The organism is Clostridium sp. DSM 17811, assembly GCF_018861905.1.
Taxonomy (GTDB): domain Bacteria; phylum Bacillota; class Clostridia; order Clostridiales; family Clostridiaceae; genus Clostridium_AD; species Clostridium_AD frigoriphilum.
The window spans coordinates 38,120-53,187 of the sequence record NZ_JAHLDU010000011.1 but is presented as its reverse complement, the minus strand read 5'-3'; the positions used below and the strand labels follow the sequence as shown (position 1 = coordinate 53,187).

Sequence of the window (15,068 nt, the reverse complement as noted above, 5' to 3'; positions counted from 1 at the left end):
CTACACTTTCTCTCTGGTTTTCTTACCAAGAAGTCCAGAAGGCTTAACAATTAAAATAATAATAAGGATTGAAAATGCAATCGCATCTGAGTAACTAGATGATATATATACTTTACTAAATGTTTCAACTAGTCCCATTATTAGTCCACCCCATAGAGCACCTGGGATTATACCAATTCCACCGAGAACTGCTGCAACGAAAGCTTTTAGCCCCGGCATTATACCCATATATGGATCTATACTTGAATACAAAATTCCAAATAGTACACCTGCAGCTCCTGCAAGTGCTGAACCAATTGCAAATGTTATAGATATAACAGAATCCACATTAATACCCATAAGCGCCGCCGCATCCTTATCAAAAGAAGTCGCCCTCATTGCTTTACCTGTTTTAGTTTTGAAAACTATAAATTGAAGTATTATTACAAGCAAAATTGACATTCCTATAATTATAAGTTGACGATTATCAATGCTTAAGCCAAGGAAATGTATTACCTTTGAAGGCAAAAGAGTCTCTGGATACGTTTGTGGATCAGTAGTCATCTTGAGTCTCACTAAATTCTCAAGTAGTACTGACATTGCAATAGCTGTTATTAATATAGATAACTTCGGCGAATTTCTTAAAGGCTTATATGCTATCTTTTCAACAATTACGCCTGTTAATGCCGCTCCACCCATTGCTATTAATAATGTAGGTATAAAACTTAAATGTAGCATAGTTGCAGCGAAAAATCCAAAATATCCTCCAACCATAAAAACATCACCATGAGCAAAATTTATAAGTCCAATAATTCCATATACCATTGTATAACCAATTGCAATTAATGCATACACAAAACCTAATGATAAGCCATTAATAATCTGCTGTAAAAATTCCATTTATTTTCCCCCATTTCTCATAATTTATATTTTAAAATACAGACATACTACAATTTATTAATGAAGTATGTCTGCTAACTTTATTTTTCTGTTTTTCTATTAAGGAACAAGTTTCTTAACAAAATTAAACTTACCACCATCAACCTTTAAAATTACGGCGCCTTTGATTGCATCTCTATTTGCATCAAAAGATACTTTACCAGATACTACTTCAAGATTAGTTTTTGCGAGTGCCGCTTTAATACTTGGTCCATCTGTTTTACCAGCAGTTTTTATAGCTTCTACCATTATTTTTGCAGCATCGTAATTTAAAACTGCCATAGCATCTGCATTTAAATTGTATTTTGCTTTGTATTCTTTTTGGAATGCGACAACTATAGGTGCTGTATCCTCAGCTGAGTAATGATCAGATAAATAACATCCATTAACTGCAGTTCCACCAACCTTAAATAATTCAGCTGAATCCCAACCATCTCCACCAAGGAGTGGAGCATTTATTCCAATAGCCCTTGCTTGCTTTGCAATATTACCAACTGTTCCATAATAATCAGGAAGTAATACTACATCTGGTTTTGTTGGTTGCATTTTTGTAAGCTGTGCCTTAAAATCTTTGTCTCCTGTAGCATAAGTTTCTTTCGCAACTATTTTTCCGCCTGCTGCAACAAAACCTTTTTCAAAGAACTCAGCCAATCCCTTAGAATAATCATTACCATTATCATAAAGAATAGCAGCTGTTTTCGCCTTTAAATCTCCTGAAGCAAATTTTGCTAAAACACTACCTTGGAAAGGATCTATAAAACATGCCCTATAAACATATTCTCCACCTTTTTTAGTAACATCTGGGTTTGTTCCTGATCCAGTAATCATTGGTATTTTGCTTTGAGTAGCTATTGGTCCGAGGGCTATAGCCGATCCGCTAGTTAATGGACCAACTATTGCTACAACATTGTCACTACTAATAAGTTTTGTACCAACGGTTGTTGCAGTATCTGGTTTACCTTCATCATCTTCATAAATAAACTTAATCTTACGTCCATTAATTCCGCCAGCTTTGTTCACTTGATCTTCTAATAATTTTATACCATTTTGTCCAGATTTTCCAAAAGATGAAACTGAACCAGTAAGTGGTAATACAACTCCAATTTTTATATCTCCTGTAGTTGATGCACTTTTTGCACCACATCCTGCAAGTAATCCTATAGCCATAGCCATAGATAGTAATAACGACATTTTCTTTTTAAACATTTAATAGCCCCCCTAATTTTATATTTATTTCTTGATTAATATTGGCATACATTTCCTAAATAATTGTGTACCAATACCCTATAAAATAATTACCGCATAATAGTATTTTATGAATAAATAATTTTTACATCATTCATAATTCGTAATTTTTATTAATAATAGCATATAATTTTACGCTTATCAATACTTTTCTGATTTATTTAAAAATAAATATTTCAATTCATTCATTTTTTTAATAATTGCATAATTTATATTTTATGTTCATAATTATAATGCCCTTTATAAAAAGATAGCTGCAATTTCTGCAGCTATCTTTTCTCTTATGTTATTATGTACTAATAATAAATTGTATGTTTTATTTATAATATACCCTTCACGAAAAAACAAGTGGGAACAAAGTTCCCACTTGTCAGTTATCCGAATATGAAACTGGGACATTATTTATTCCAAGTTCCTGTGCTGCTGCGTATTGATCATGTCCTGACACAATAACAAGACTTCCTTTTTTAACAACGATTGGTTTATTGAACTTATTATTATTTTTCATGTAATTTAATGCCTTGTTTTTTGATCTTTTTAAAGACATACCTTCATTTTCATTTACTAACTTTGTTATATCCATTATTTCATCAGTTCCAACTGGCATTTCATAATTTAAATCTATTTGTCCATTTTCATCTTTTAACAAGTGAAATATTTTTATTGATGTTGCTTCTACTGAAATAAAAGGTGTACCTGTACGATTTACACATGCTTTAAGTTCACCTTTAATAACAAAATAATTTACATCTTCCATACCTACTACTGCATCTCTCCAATAATCTTTTTTTACAACTACTCTATAAACCGATTCCATATCATCATAAGTTCCTATTTTAAAGAGTAAATTAACATCTCCACTCTCTAGCCTATTTGTTTTTACAGGTAATCCCTTAATTATAATTTCGCTTTTATTCATAAATAAATTCTCCTTTTAATTTCTTTTATTTTTTAAAAAAACATAACATAATAATTAATTATATCTTAAGAATTTCACATATCCAAAATTCTAAAAAGAAAACACCTAGAAAGCGCATACCGCTTCTAGGTGTTTTCTAACTAAATTATATTTTAATCCCATATTAATTTTAACGCAAGTGAGTTTATCTATGACTATGTTAGATGATATTTTCAGTTCTTTAGTTTGAGAAATTTTAATACAAGCTAACACAAACATCACTCCCTTTATCATTTAATAATATTTTTTATATAATATTTATTATATTTTTTCTTTACTTATGTTATAAATTCATTGTATCATTTTACAGATAAAATTACAATTTTAATATTGTCTTTTTATATTAACCTTTATTGCTATAAATACATAAAAGCATATGATTTCTACTAAACATCTTCTACAAATGAGATATAATAAGTTCTATTTTACCAAAAGGTAATACTATTGGGATCACATATGTTGAATATATTGTTTTTCCAGAAAACTCTATCTGAGGCTCCATATCAAGTTCTATACCTATATTAGACATTCCTACAAGATATAACCCATTGTTTAAATTCAAGAACTCACCCACAGAGTCTTTAGCCATTTCATCTACAGTTAATAATTCTTCCTCTGCATATCTAGATGCTAATAATGCAAAAACATCTTCCTTTGCATTAATATAAGTTAAAAAATTAATTGAGTTTTTTATTCTTTGACTTACGCAGAATTCTGTCTTGAATTCTTTAACTTTCATAAATTTATTAGTATAAACCTCAGAATCAATAAAACGAATTACATTCCTCATAAATAAAGCTATGTAATTTTTGATTTCAGTACCATATTTATCATTTTCTAAATTTATATAAATATCTATAATCTCATCTACATCATCTCTTTGCAGTTTATCAAACTGAGCTTCCGAAATATTATATTTTTTCTTATACTCGTAAATTGACTCTTCAAACTTTTCTAGTGACATATACTTTTTATCAATTAGTGCTTGCGCAAGTAGAAGATGTCCAAATCTTTGAGATGAAAGCAATTCCTCTACTTGTTCTTCTTTTAAATATTCCATATCAACAGCTATTTCCCCAAATCTTCTATCAAGTTTTGTTTGCATTGAATGTACCTTACTTGCCTGATCCGCATTCATATATCCTGCATTTACTGCTAAAACCCCTAGTTTTAATCGTACTGATTGCTGATATTCTACTGCCATCTTTAATTGCGTAGCAGTTAAATATTTTTCATTTAATAAATATTGGCCAAAATACTGACTAAACATTGCATGACCTCCTTACTTATTTTAGATTAAGAAGAATTTTATTAATTTGTTCCTTTTCCCAAGGCTTTTGAACAAATTCAAATGCTCCTGCTTTTATCGCAACCTTTACATGTTCCTTTGTTCCAGCTGAAGATGCCATTACTACCTTTGCGTCATTATCAAATTCTATTATTTCTTTAACAGCCTCAATTCCATTTTTAAAAGGCATAATGATATCCATAAATACTAAATCTGGATTATTCTCTTTGTAACTATCTACGGCCTCTTGCCCATTAGATGCTTCTAAAATATTATTACAACCACAACTTTTTAATACCTCTTTCAATTTTTTTCTAATTAGCATAGAATCATCACAAACCAATATTTTTAGCAAATTTTCTATCACTTTAACCCCTCCTAATATAATAACAATACACTAAATTTCTATTTCTCTATTTACTTTCGTCATTTTTCCAAAAAAACCTTTTTTTTACTGCATATTTTATCAAAAACAATAAATAAACATATATTTAATATGGCATTGACATCTCTTACACGATAAGATAACATTGCATTATGAATGAACGTTCATTCCGAAGGGAGAAGTTTTGGTCAGATGAATAAAAAGACTTTAATTATGCGAAGTACTCTAAAACTTATAACCGAAAATGGTTTTCATGGTGCTCCAATATCAATGATAGCTAGTGATTCAGGCGTTGCGGCAGGAACGATATATCGATATTTTAAAAATAAAGAAGATATTATTAACGAATTGTATACCTATATAAAAACAGACTTTAATAATGCTATTCTTAAAGGAATGTATGATGATATTAGTTCACATGATGAATATTATTTAAAATGGAGAAACATGGTTGACTATCATATCAATAATCAATTAGAAGCAAAATTTATGGATCAGTATGCAACTTCACCATATATAAGCCAAGATGTAGTTAAAAGCAATTTAGAGAAATACTCTCATCTAAGAGATCTTTATGTTAGAGCAGTTAATACTAATGTAATCAGAAAAATTTCATATGAAGCTGTTACAATACTAATGCTTGGTACTATAACTCAATTATATAGAACATTTAATTCAAAGATGTTTAATGTAGATGAAAAAATTATAAATGAAGTTTTTGAAGGATTTTGGAATGGAATAAAACTATCATAAATAATATCAAATAAAAAATACAAATCTTAAAATAAAGGAGATATAAAATGTTAAATTTTGATTATTCAATTGGTACAAAAATATTTTTTGGGAAGGATAAAATTGATGTTCTCGCAAATAATATAAAAAAATATGGTTCTAAGGTTTTACTTGTTTACGGTGGAGGTAGTATAAAAAAAAGTGGGCTATATGATAAAATAGTAACAATATTTAATAAAAATGATATAGAGTTCTGCGAACTATCTGGTGTAGAACCTAATCCAAGAATAACAAGTGTAAGAAAAGGAATTGAACTATGCCGAGAAAATAAAGTAGACATTATACTTGCTGTAGGCGGAGGAAGTGTAATTGATTGCTCAAAGGTTATAGGAGCAGGATATTACTACAATGGTGATGCATGGGATATTGTACTTAATTCAAGAAAAATTACCAAAGTCCTACCAATTGCGACCATATTAACACTTGCAGCCACTGGTTCTGAAATGGATGCTGGTGCCGTAATCTCAAATTTAGATACAAATGAGAAATTACCAACATTCAATCCTGACATGGCACCTAAATTTTCAATACTAGACCCTACTAATACATTTTCAGTACCTAAAAATCAAACAGCTGCAGGTACAGCCGATATAATGAGTCATATTTTTGAAGTGTACTTTAGTAACACAAATGAAGCTTTTATGCAAAATAGAATGGCAGAAGCACTTCTTAAAACTTGTATAAAATATGGTGAAATAGCAATGTCTGATCCTACAAATTATGAAGCAAGATCTAATTTAATGTGGACTTCAAGTCTTGCTATAAATGGTTTATTAAGTTACGGAAAAGAAACAGAGTGGAGTGTTCATGCAATGGAACATGAACTAAGTGCATTCTATGATATTACTCATGGAGTAGGTCTTGCAATTCTAACACCACATTGGATGTTGTACGCACTAAATGATAATACATTAGACAAATTTGTTGAATATGGAGTTAATGTTTGGGGACTTAACCCTGACACTGACAAATATGATATAGCACATAAATCTATTGAGAAAACAAAAGAACATTTTATATCACTTGGGATACCTTCCACTTTAAGAGAGATAGGTATTGGTGAAGATAAATTAGAAAAAATGGCAAAACAAGCCACATCACATGGAAAACTTGGATCTTTCAAGCCACTTGCCATGCAGGATGTTTTAAATATTTATAAAGCTTCTTTATAATAAATATTCAAAAAATATAGACTTGCCAATTGGTAAGTCTATATTTTTAAATAATAAAATCAAATCAATAAAAAAATTGAAGGTAACACATATGATTATCATAATGTAATTTTAAGAAAATGTGCTTTTTTATAATCATAGTTTTTTACATATGTTTCATTAATCTGATTATATGAATGTTGAGATATGCGAGGTTCATGAATTCCAGACTCGTCTATAAAGGATGTTATTATTGCCGCATGAAAAATAGAATTACCATAGTTTTCGTAAAATACTACATCTCCAATTTCAAGTTTACTTAGGTCCTCTACCTCTAAACCCTTAATAACATTTCTATTTAGTTTTTGATTCGTTTTTAAATACCAGAACAGCGAATTAGCAACAGCCCAACAAATTGAAGATTTACCTCTACCATCATACCACCAAGGTCTAACATTATTGTAATCCATTGTTGCTCCACCTGCCATTAAACACTGAGAAACAAAATTAGTACAATCCCCCCCATTTCCATTAACAAATTCATAGAACTTATATCTTTTGTTTGGCTCAAGAGCGTACTTCACCGCATAACTTGTTGCTAATTTTCTATCATATTTGCTTGGCATACTATTACTCCTTTAAATTTATATCAGAATATAGCTATATTTGTGATCCAAAAATAGCTATATTCTGATTATACAAATCTAACTTATTATTTTCCCATTTCAAAGTATTTAAGACATACCCTAAAGCGTCTGCATTATATCTACCCGCAATTCTTTGATATGCCAATAGCTCATACACTCCATTTGAATCGAAATCCACAGGATATAATCCACTTATCGGATTTACAAACCCGTTGATTGGGACCTTTAATTTTCCGTTTGCATAATATATTTCATTTAAATAATCACGTCCCCTATTAGAGATATCAATAATGTATTTTTGTTTATTTGTTTTACTAATAACTTCAACCTTATAATTATCTTTATATATAACATCATATTTGTATATATCGTTATATTCATTAAAGTCAAACAGTAATTGTGCTGTATTATTAATAAACGAATAAATGTAATAATACATTATTCCACCTCTACCCCCTGTATTAATTCCTATCAAGATATCATCTACAGAATTCCCAGTAAAATCTCCTAAAAATAACGTAGGATTATATCCTACATTTTCATTAAGAATAATACTTGTAAACACACCTGTCATTCCATTTTGAATTTTAAGTGTTATATCCTGAATAAATGGACTATCTGGCGTTTTTATACCAGTTAAATACACATTATCAGGTATTCTATCGCCATTTACATCTCCACTTGCATAAGCTACAATTGTTGGCTTTATTATATTATCTCTAGAATAATTATTATACATAACGGCTCCTTTGTTTTATAAGCTTTATATAGTATCTTATGATACTTCCTTTGAAAATTTACAATTATTTATCAATAAAAAACTATTAGCTATAGAATAAACATATTAAAAAATGTTTATCCTATAGCTAATTTTTCATAATATAAAACTTACAATATAGTTCTTAACTGCTGAATATGAGTAATTACATACTCCATACATCCCATACCCATTGAAAAAACAGCTAAGATTATTATTAGAATTATTGCAGCAAAATCATATTTCATTATCTCATCCTTGTTTATTAAACACCCTACAATAATTTCAACTCCCAGTAGAACTAAAATCACTGGCCACAGTGATGCTAGTCTTAAATAATTAATACTTGGATATATTAATCTGAGCAAAAACATTACCCCAAACATAACTAAAACTATTCCAGTAGTAAAAGTCCCAACTCGGCGTCCCTTAATCATTCATATCACACTCCTTTTTCTTACCTATAATAAGCTTTGCACCTATAACAACTATTACTACACCTATTATTATCTGAGGAGCCATCCTTGTTACATTGCTTATAACATCATATACATCTCCAGGGATATATCCAATTAAGCTGTCAATAATATTATTAAAAATTAAGTATCCACCAAGAATTACTAATAATATTCCTGAAAGCAATCTATGTTTTTTTAATATATCTTTATCTACTTTTACCAGTTCATCAAGAGAAAATAAGTACTTATCCTCTAAAAGTAAAAATTCTTCATCAGTTGCATACCTCTTGTTTAAGCAATCAAAAAACGAATAAAACCATATCAACGGTAAAACGAAGAGAATTGGTCCTATAGAAAGAAAACTCGAAAGGAATATTATGAAGAAAAACATTGTCATTAGTGATAATCCCATCTTCATAAATCCCATATACATGTGACCAGCCCCGGGCAAAAGTGAAAAACCAAAAGTTAAAAATTTATTTTTTTCCTTTTTCATTGTCAAATACCTCCATATTAATTATTTTTTTAGAAAAATTGTTAAGACCTGCATTAATTGTGTTTATTGAGCTTAAACTTATAGGGTTTACATCCAATGGTTTATTAGCTATAAAATTTAATGAATTTGAAAAAACAAATATTAATGCTATACTTGCTGCAGTTATTACCCTAAGAGAGTAAAATATAAACTGAGTATTACTTTCTTTTTTCTTTTTTATTTTGCTTATCACCTCTTGCTCAAATCCTAAAGGAGCATTCGCAAGTTCATTATTACTAAAAGCATCTGCTAAAACATCTGCGCAGGTTTCACACAAACATATATGTTCTGACATTAAAACTAGTTCATTATCACTTAGGGAACCCTCTTTAAACCTTTGTATCAATATCTTACTTATATGTCCATTTTCATTGAATAATTTCCCACTCACATAAACTCCTCCTTCCATAAGTTTTTAAGAAGCTTTTTTGATCTATAAAGATGGGTTTGCAATGTTTTTAGACTTATCCCTGTATCTTTTGCCATATCTGAGAGTTTAATAGCTTCACAAAAATAATTTACTGCAACAGCTCTATAAGGCTCTTTTAATCTTTCACATAAATTGTGTATTTTTTTCTTACTACATCTTTCTAAAAGCATTTCTTCTGGAGTACCCCCCTTATCTTTCAAAGATTCAAAATCTTCATCAGATAAGCTATAAATTACTCTTGCAGGACTTTTAAGAAAGTCTTTACATTTATTTATAGCAATTCTTGTAATCCAGGCCTTAAAATTAACTCCATCAAATTTACTATAATTCGTATATGCAGACAAAAATGTTTGTTGTGCCAAATCTTCTGCATCAAAGTAACTCTTAGTAAATGATAGGCAAATAGTGATGATTAAACGTTCATATTGTTTTATATAGTTTGAAAATTCTTCCTCTTGAATAACCATCATCCCCCCCTTTTGTCCCTACACATAATATAACGATTAAAAAATAAAAAACACTTCAAATATAAAATAATATATTTTATATTTATTATTAATTTTAAAATTGCTTGTCCATAAAGTTAGTATTAGTACATATAAAATATGCACAAATTTTATTAATATTCATACTATATTAGTAGATATTAATACTATAGGAGTTAAACATAATGAGTAAGAAAGTATCAATTACTCTACCAGATCATGTATATAGCCTTGCGTTAAAAAAATCCAAATTAACTCATGGAGAAAATAATTTCTCCGCTTATTTACGTGAGATAGTATGCAAAGAATTTACATCGGATGAACTTAATATAGAGCTAATAAAACTTAGTGAACCACTATGGCTTGGGATTACAAAAACTGCTGATTATAGATCTACTTGTCAGGTATGTAAAAATCAAATTTCCCCTGGAGACGTGATTTGTTATACAGACTTAGGATTTCAAGATGTCTATAAAAACTGGGTCCATAAAAATTGTTGCAGAAAAGAATAAAATGACTATATCAAAATAATTCAAATAATTATTTTGATATAGCCAACTTTTTATTTTTATTGAAGTCAGATCAAATTTCTGTTTTCCAACTAAAATGTATTAGCTTTCTAATTCTTAAAGCTATGTATAGGTGCGGGAATTCTTCCACCACGATTTATAAAATCGTTACTTGAGAATTCACTTACCTTCATAACTGGAGCACGTCCAAGAAGTCCACCAAATTCTACTGAGTCCCCAACTTTCTTACCTGGAGCTGGTATTAACCTTGTTGCAGTAGTTTTATTATTAATCATTCCAATTGCACACTCATCTGCAATAATTGCTGATATTGTTTCCGCAGAAGTATCTCCTGGAATAGCGATCATATCAAGTCCTACTGAACAAACGCAAGTCATAGCTTCGAGTTTCTCAATGTTTAAAGCTCCCTTTTCTACGGCTTCAATCATTCCCTCATCCTCACTTACTGGTATAAATGCGCCACTTAAACCACCAACGCAGCCAGAGGCCATTATTCCTCCCTTTTTAACTGCATCATTGAGCATTGCTAGTGCACAAGTTGTGCCATGAGTTCCACATACTTCAAGTCCCATTTCCTCAAGTATCCTAGCAACACTATCACCTATTGCAGGTGTTGGTGCCAATGATAAATCTACTATTCCAAAAGGTACATCTAACCTTTTGGCAGCTTCCATTCCAACTAATTGACCCATTCTTGTTATCTTAAATGCGGTTTTCTTTATTACCTCAGCTACAACGCCAAAGTCAGCACCCCTTACTTTTTCGAGGGCAACTTTTACTGTACCAGGGCCACTTATTCCTACATTTAATGTACACTCAGGTTCTCCAACTCCGTGGAAAGCTCCTGCCATAAAAGGATTATCATCTACTGCATTAGCAAAGACTACGATTTTCGCGCAACCAAGCCCATCACGATCAGCAGTAAGCCTTGCAGCTTCCTTAATAACTTGACCCATTTCGCGAACTCCATCCATATTAATTCCAACCTTAGAACTTGCAACGCTCACAGATGAGCATACTCTCTCTGTAACTCTCATAGCTTCTGGTATAGAAGATATGAGTCTATGATCACCAGTAGTGTATCCTTTATGAATCAATGCGGAAAATCCTCCAATAAAGTTTACTCCTAGTTCATTTGCAATCTTATCAAGCATTATTGCATACTCTACATAGTTCTCATCATTAGATGCTCCTGCAATCAAAGAAATTGGAGTAACTGAGATTCTCTTGTTTATTATTGGTACGCCATATTCAAGAGCCAAATCATCTCCTACCTTTACTAAGTTTCCAGCAAGTCTCATAATTTTTTCGTAAATTCTAGCTCTAGCCCTTTTACCATCAGAATCACAGCAATCAAGTAGGGATATCCCCATTGTAAGTGTTCTAATATCTAACTTTTCATCATCTAACATTTTTACTGTTTCCATTATTTGATTAATATTCACTTTCTACCTCCTATACAAGATGCATTGAATTAAATACATCCTCATGTTGCATTTTTATCGAAACTTTTAAATCTTTACCCATCGTAATTAATAATTCAGTTAGTTCCTTTGAAGAAATATTAATATTAGCTAAATCCACAAGCATTACCATAGTAAAAAATTCTTGCATAATAGTTTGACTAATGTCTAAAATATTAGCATTTTTTTCAAATAATAAATTGGATACATTTGCAATGATACCTACTCTATCTTTCCCAATTACAGTTAATACAGCCTTCATTTTTCTCCTCCTTTTTTAATCACAAAAAAAAGCCGAATAGATAATACTCGACCCTTGAAATCAATATTATCCCCTGTCCTTTTACCTGAGAGTTTCACTAGTTTTCACAAGCTTGCTCCTTCGGTGCTCAATTCGAGTCTCTCCAAGGGCTCGTCCTATAACAGTCATATCCGTGCGGTACCTAAAAGATTTACTTTTTGGGTGTATAGATATTCTATACTCTTCTGCTATAATCATCCGAACTATTTAGTTGTAAGTTATTATTGTTATAATAACAGTTTTACTAACTAATATCAACATATTATATTAATTTCTCTATTTAGGACATTAAAAAGATGCCTCTAAAGGCATCTTTTAAACATATCTTATATTTGATTTGCTTTAATTTTTATTTCCGACGAAATACTCGGATTAAATACATGTTCTATTCTAGGTAGTGATATTCCTAGTGTTTCACGAAGAACATCCTCTACTGTTTCTACCGTTTTAATAGTTAACAAACTTCTAACTTCTTCAGGCACATCCTTTAGGTCAACTAAATTCTCCTTAGGAATTAATATTTTTGTTATACCTGCCCTTTGAGCTCCAATTAACTTTTCCTTAAGTCCACCAATTGGTAATACTGCTCCTCTTAAAGTTATTTCTCCTGTCATTGCAAGTTTTGGATCAACCTTTATTCCTGTAACCAATGAAGCAAGTGCAGTGAACAATGTAATTCCAGCTGATGGACCATCTTTAGGAACAGATCCTGATGGAACATGAATATGGAGATCTCTTTCCTTAAAGTTTATAGAATTCATTGGTAACCTTGATTTAAGTAAACTTAAAGATATCCTTGCAGACTCCTTCATAACATCTCCTAGTTGTCCTGTTAATATAACTTGTCCACTTCCTAACATGTCCGTAGCTTCAATGAAAAGTATTTCTCCACCTACAGATGTCCATGCAAGGCCTGTAACTACTCCTGGTGGATTATCCTTTTGAGCCTTATCATGACTTGAAACTTTTCTACCAAGTAAATCGTCTAACTCACTTTCAGTAACAATAAATGGTAACTCTCCTTTATGCGATACAATTTTTTCTGAAGTAATTCTTGCAAGAGTAGCTAGTTGTTTTTTCAGTCCACGAACACCAGCTTCCATGGTATATTCACTAATTATCTTTTGCAAAGCTCCATCTTCAATAACTAACTGTTCTTTATTTAACCCATGTTCTTCAAGTATTTCAGGTATTAAATGGTTTTTTCCAATATGGAATTTTTCATTCATAGTATAACTAGATATTTGAATTATCTCCATCCTATCAAGTAATGGCCTTGGAATGTCACCAATCGAATTAGCCGTTGCTATAAAAAACACTTCTGACAAATCATAAGGTAAATCTAAATAATGATCTGTAAAGCTGTTATTTTGCTCTGGATCTAATACCTCAAGTAATGCGCTGGCTGGATCTCCATTATAGCCAGTCATTAGCTTATCCACTTCATCTAAAACCATAACTGGATTTATTTCTCCTGCTTTCTTTATGCTTTGAATAATTCTTCCTGGCATTGCACCAATGTAAGTTCTTCTATGTCCTCTTATTTCAGCTTCATCCCGTATTCCACCTAAACTTAATCTTATATATTTTCTATCTAGTGCCTGTGCAATACTTTTACCTAAACTAGTTTTACCAGTACCTGGAGGTCCAACTAATAATAAAATAGAACCTTTTTTATCTTTTTTAAGCTGCATAACCGCTAAATGTTGTATTATCCTATCCTTAACCTTATCAAGTCCATAATGCTGCTCATCTAGTATTCTCCTTGCTTCTTCTAAATTAATAACTTTCGGTTCAGACTTTTTCCAAGGAAGTTTTACTAATAAATCTAAATAATTACGTACAATATTATATTCAGCACTATTCTCGCTTTGTCTTTCTAACTTTTCAAGTTCATCTAAAGCAGCATTTTTTATTTCAGCTGGCATTTGAGCCTCTTCAATTTTATCTATAAAAGTTTTATCTTTCTTCGCACTTTCACTTTTTCCCTCTTCTAGTTCTGTTTGAATCGCCTTTAATTGATCTCTTAATACTGATTCTCTATATCCTTTATTAGCTTTCTGAGTGAATTTTTCTGCCATCTCAAGTTGCAACTTGAGAGCTTCCTTTTGTTTTAAGATGTAATCCATAAACTTAAGGCTTCTCTCTTTTAATGATTTAATTTTAATTAACTCATACTTTTCTTCGTTTGTTAGTGGCATAAATTGAGTAAGATGAGCCATTAGTGCATTTAGCTCCTTTTGATCGTCTATCATCTTCATAAACTGGTCTGATCCCTTAAATCTTTCACTAACCTCACGAGTAACCTTCTTAATGCATTCAATCATTTCTTCTTGACCTTTTTCATTAAGATCAATAATATCTGGTATTACCTCAAATTCTACACGTATAAAACCACTTTCAATAATAAGTTCATTAATTTCAACCCTATCTAAAGTTTTAATTTTCACTTGATATCCTTTTTCTGTTTTTTCAACTTCATTTACATGAAATGAAACGCCAACTCTATGGAAATCTTCTCCTTTTAACTGATTCTGGTTAAAGTTTTGTTTTAAAGGTAAAGCGATACTAAATTGCTCATCATCGTCTAAATTTTTAAGCTCTTCTTCACTAATTTTATTTAGTTTTAAAGTATACTCCATTCCTGGTAATAAAACTATATCTGCTACAGGAATTACCATTCCCTCTTTATTTTTTCCATCTAAACTCATCATTATAATCATCC

General features: G+C 30.8%; 18 protein-coding genes and 1 riboswitch. Of the genes, 3 read left to right on the top strand and 15 right to left on the bottom strand.

What is annotated here, in order from left to right; all coding sequences use genetic code 11:
• From KPL44_RS14540 to KPL44_RS14515, 6 genes are all read right to left on the bottom strand, one after another.
• On the bottom strand, positions 1-879 hold the full coding sequence (locus KPL44_RS14540) for a branched-chain amino acid ABC transporter permease (RefSeq protein ID WP_216251680.1): 879 nt from the start codon (positions 877-879) through the stop codon (positions 1-3).
• A 99-nt stretch (positions 880-978) separates the two neighbouring features.
• Positions 979-2,124, bottom strand: a complete 1,146-nt coding sequence (locus KPL44_RS14535; protein WP_216251677.1) for an ABC transporter substrate-binding protein — start codon at positions 2,122-2,124, stop codon at positions 979-981.
• Between the two features lie 409 nt (positions 2,125-2,533).
• On the bottom strand, positions 2,534-3,082 hold the full coding sequence (locus tag KPL44_RS14530; RefSeq protein WP_216251675.1) for a hypothetical protein: 549 nt from the start codon (positions 3,080-3,082) through the stop codon (positions 2,534-2,536).
• Between the two features lie 105 nt (positions 3,083-3,187).
• Complete coding sequence (locus KPL44_RS14525; RefSeq protein ID WP_216251671.1) at positions 3,188-3,334, bottom strand: hypothetical protein; 147 nt, start codon at positions 3,332-3,334, stop codon at positions 3,188-3,190.
• Positions 3,335-3,518: 184 nt separating this feature from the next.
• Complete coding sequence (locus KPL44_RS14520; protein WP_216251667.1) at positions 3,519-4,391, bottom strand: hypothetical protein; 873 nt, start codon at positions 4,389-4,391, stop codon at positions 3,519-3,521.
• A 16-nt stretch (positions 4,392-4,407) separates the two neighbouring features.
• Positions 4,408-4,776, bottom strand: coding sequence for a response regulator (locus tag KPL44_RS14515; RefSeq protein ID WP_216121071.1), 369 nt, complete (start codon positions 4,774-4,776; stop codon positions 4,408-4,410).
• Positions 4,777-4,986: 210 nt separating this feature from the next.
• Here KPL44_RS14515 and KPL44_RS14510 point away from each other — a divergent pair, with 210 nt between their 5' ends.
• Together KPL44_RS14510 and KPL44_RS14505 are read left to right on the top strand one after the other, a co-directional pair.
• On the top strand, positions 4,987-5,547 hold the full coding sequence (locus KPL44_RS14510; protein WP_216251664.1) for a TetR/AcrR family transcriptional regulator: 561 nt from the start codon (positions 4,987-4,989) through the stop codon (positions 5,545-5,547).
• Positions 5,548-5,594: 47 nt separating this feature from the next.
• Positions 5,595-6,758, top strand: a complete 1,164-nt coding sequence (locus KPL44_RS14505) for an iron-containing alcohol dehydrogenase (RefSeq protein WP_216251661.1) — start codon at positions 5,595-5,597, stop codon at positions 6,756-6,758.
• A 98-nt stretch (positions 6,759-6,856) separates the two neighbouring features.
• On the opposite strand, the gene KPL44_RS14500 is transcribed toward KPL44_RS14505, so the two are convergent.
• The 6 genes from KPL44_RS14500 to KPL44_RS14475 all read right to left on the bottom strand — a co-directional run bounded on the left by KPL44_RS14500 (position 6,857) and on the right by KPL44_RS14475 (position 10,034).
• On the bottom strand, positions 6,857-7,363 hold the full coding sequence (locus KPL44_RS14500; protein ID WP_216251659.1) for an amidase domain-containing protein: 507 nt from the start codon (positions 7,361-7,363) through the stop codon (positions 6,857-6,859).
• Positions 7,364-7,397: 34 nt separating this feature from the next.
• On the bottom strand, positions 7,398-8,123 hold the full coding sequence (locus tag KPL44_RS14495) for a VCBS repeat-containing protein (RefSeq protein ID WP_216251656.1): 726 nt from the start codon (positions 8,121-8,123) through the stop codon (positions 7,398-7,400).
• Positions 8,124-8,272: 149 nt separating this feature from the next.
• Positions 8,273-8,578 (bottom strand): LiaI-LiaF-like domain-containing protein, encoded by a 306-nt coding sequence (locus KPL44_RS14490; RefSeq protein ID WP_216251651.1) that lies wholly within the window; start codon positions 8,576-8,578, stop codon positions 8,273-8,275.
• Positions 8,571-9,095 carry a hypothetical protein gene (locus KPL44_RS14485; RefSeq protein ID WP_216251650.1) on the bottom strand — a complete coding sequence of 175 codons (525 nt, stop codon included), beginning with the start codon at positions 9,093-9,095 and terminating at the stop codon, positions 8,571-8,573. The genes KPL44_RS14490 and KPL44_RS14485 overlap by 8 nt, the downstream gene beginning before the upstream one ends.
• The gene (locus tag KPL44_RS14480; protein WP_216251646.1) at positions 9,076-9,525 is read right to left on the bottom strand and encodes a hypothetical protein; all 450 of its coding nucleotides are present in this window, start codon (positions 9,523-9,525) and stop codon (positions 9,076-9,078) included. Before KPL44_RS14480 ends, KPL44_RS14485 begins: the two co-directional genes overlap by 20 nt.
• Positions 9,522-10,034: an RNA polymerase sigma factor gene (locus KPL44_RS14475; RefSeq protein ID WP_216251644.1), complete on the bottom strand. Its 513-nt coding sequence runs from the start codon at positions 10,032-10,034 to the stop codon at positions 9,522-9,524. The genes KPL44_RS14480 and KPL44_RS14475 overlap by 4 nt, the downstream gene beginning before the upstream one ends.
• Positions 10,035-10,234: 200 nt before the next feature.
• On the opposite strand from KPL44_RS14475, the gene KPL44_RS14470 reads away from it, so the two are divergent.
• Positions 10,235-10,561, top strand: a complete 327-nt coding sequence (locus KPL44_RS14470; protein ID WP_216251641.1) for a hypothetical protein — start codon at positions 10,235-10,237, stop codon at positions 10,559-10,561.
• A gap of 107 nt (positions 10,562-10,668) precedes the next feature.
• Here KPL44_RS14470 and KPL44_RS14465 read toward each other — a convergent pair whose 3' ends face one another.
• From KPL44_RS14465 to lon, 3 genes are all read right to left on the bottom strand, one after another.
• Positions 10,669-12,024 (bottom strand): PFL family protein, encoded by a 1,356-nt coding sequence (locus tag KPL44_RS14465; protein WP_268056015.1) that lies wholly within the window; start codon positions 12,022-12,024, stop codon positions 10,669-10,671.
• 10 nt (positions 12,025-12,034) lie between these two features.
• Positions 12,035-12,304 (bottom strand): ACT domain-containing protein, encoded by a 270-nt coding sequence (locus tag KPL44_RS14460; RefSeq protein ID WP_216209370.1) that lies wholly within the window; start codon positions 12,302-12,304, stop codon positions 12,035-12,037.
• Positions 12,305-12,367: 63 nt separating this feature from the next.
• Positions 12,368-12,460, bottom strand: a riboswitch (glycine riboswitch).
• 209 nt (positions 12,461-12,669) lie between these two features.
• On the bottom strand, positions 12,670-15,057 hold the full coding sequence (lon, locus tag KPL44_RS14455; protein WP_216251638.1) for an endopeptidase La: 2,388 nt from the start codon (positions 15,055-15,057) through the stop codon (positions 12,670-12,672).
• Positions 15,058-15,068 lie beyond the last annotated feature (11 nt).

Coding starts and splice junctions, on each gene's coding strand:
- KPL44_RS14510 (WP_216251664.1), top strand. CDS start 4,987: ATGAATAAAAAGACTTTAATTATGCGAAGTACTCTAAAACTTATAACC.
- KPL44_RS14470 (WP_216251641.1), top strand. CDS start 10,235: ATGAGTAAGAAAGTATCAATTACTCTACCAGATCATGTATATAGCCTT.
- KPL44_RS14460 (WP_216209370.1), bottom strand. CDS start 12,304: ATGAAGGCTGTATTAACTGTAATTGGGAAAGATAGAGTAGGTATCATT.
- KPL44_RS14520 (WP_216251667.1), bottom strand. CDS start 4,391: ATGTTTAGTCAGTATTTTGGCCAATATTTATTAAATGAAAAATATTTA.
- lon (WP_216251638.1), bottom strand. CDS start 15,057: ATGATGAGTTTAGATGGAAAAAATAAAGAGGGAATGGTAATTCCTGTA.
- KPL44_RS14530 (WP_216251675.1), bottom strand. CDS start 3,082: ATGAATAAAAGCGAAATTATAATTAAGGGATTACCTGTAAAAACAAAT.
- KPL44_RS14505 (WP_216251661.1), top strand. CDS start 5,595: ATGTTAAATTTTGATTATTCAATTGGTACAAAAATATTTTTTGGGAAG.
- KPL44_RS14540 (WP_216251680.1), bottom strand. CDS start 879: ATGGAATTTTTACAGCAGATTATTAATGGCTTATCATTAGGTTTTGTG.
- KPL44_RS14490 (WP_216251651.1), bottom strand. CDS start 8,578: ATGATTAAGGGACGCCGAGTTGGGACTTTTACTACTGGAATAGTTTTA.
- KPL44_RS14485 (WP_216251650.1), bottom strand. CDS start 9,095: ATGAAAAAGGAAAAAAATAAATTTTTAACTTTTGGTTTTTCACTTTTG.
- KPL44_RS14495 (WP_216251656.1), bottom strand. CDS start 8,123: ATGTATAATAATTATTCTAGAGATAATATAATAAAGCCAACAATTGTA.
- KPL44_RS14535 (WP_216251677.1), bottom strand. CDS start 2,124: ATGTTTAAAAAGAAAATGTCGTTATTACTATCTATGGCTATGGCTATA.
- KPL44_RS14475 (WP_216251644.1), bottom strand. CDS start 10,034: ATGATGGTTATTCAAGAGGAAGAATTTTCAAACTATATAAAACAATAT.
- KPL44_RS14500 (WP_216251659.1), bottom strand. CDS start 7,363: ATGCCAAGCAAATATGATAGAAAATTAGCAACAAGTTATGCGGTGAAG.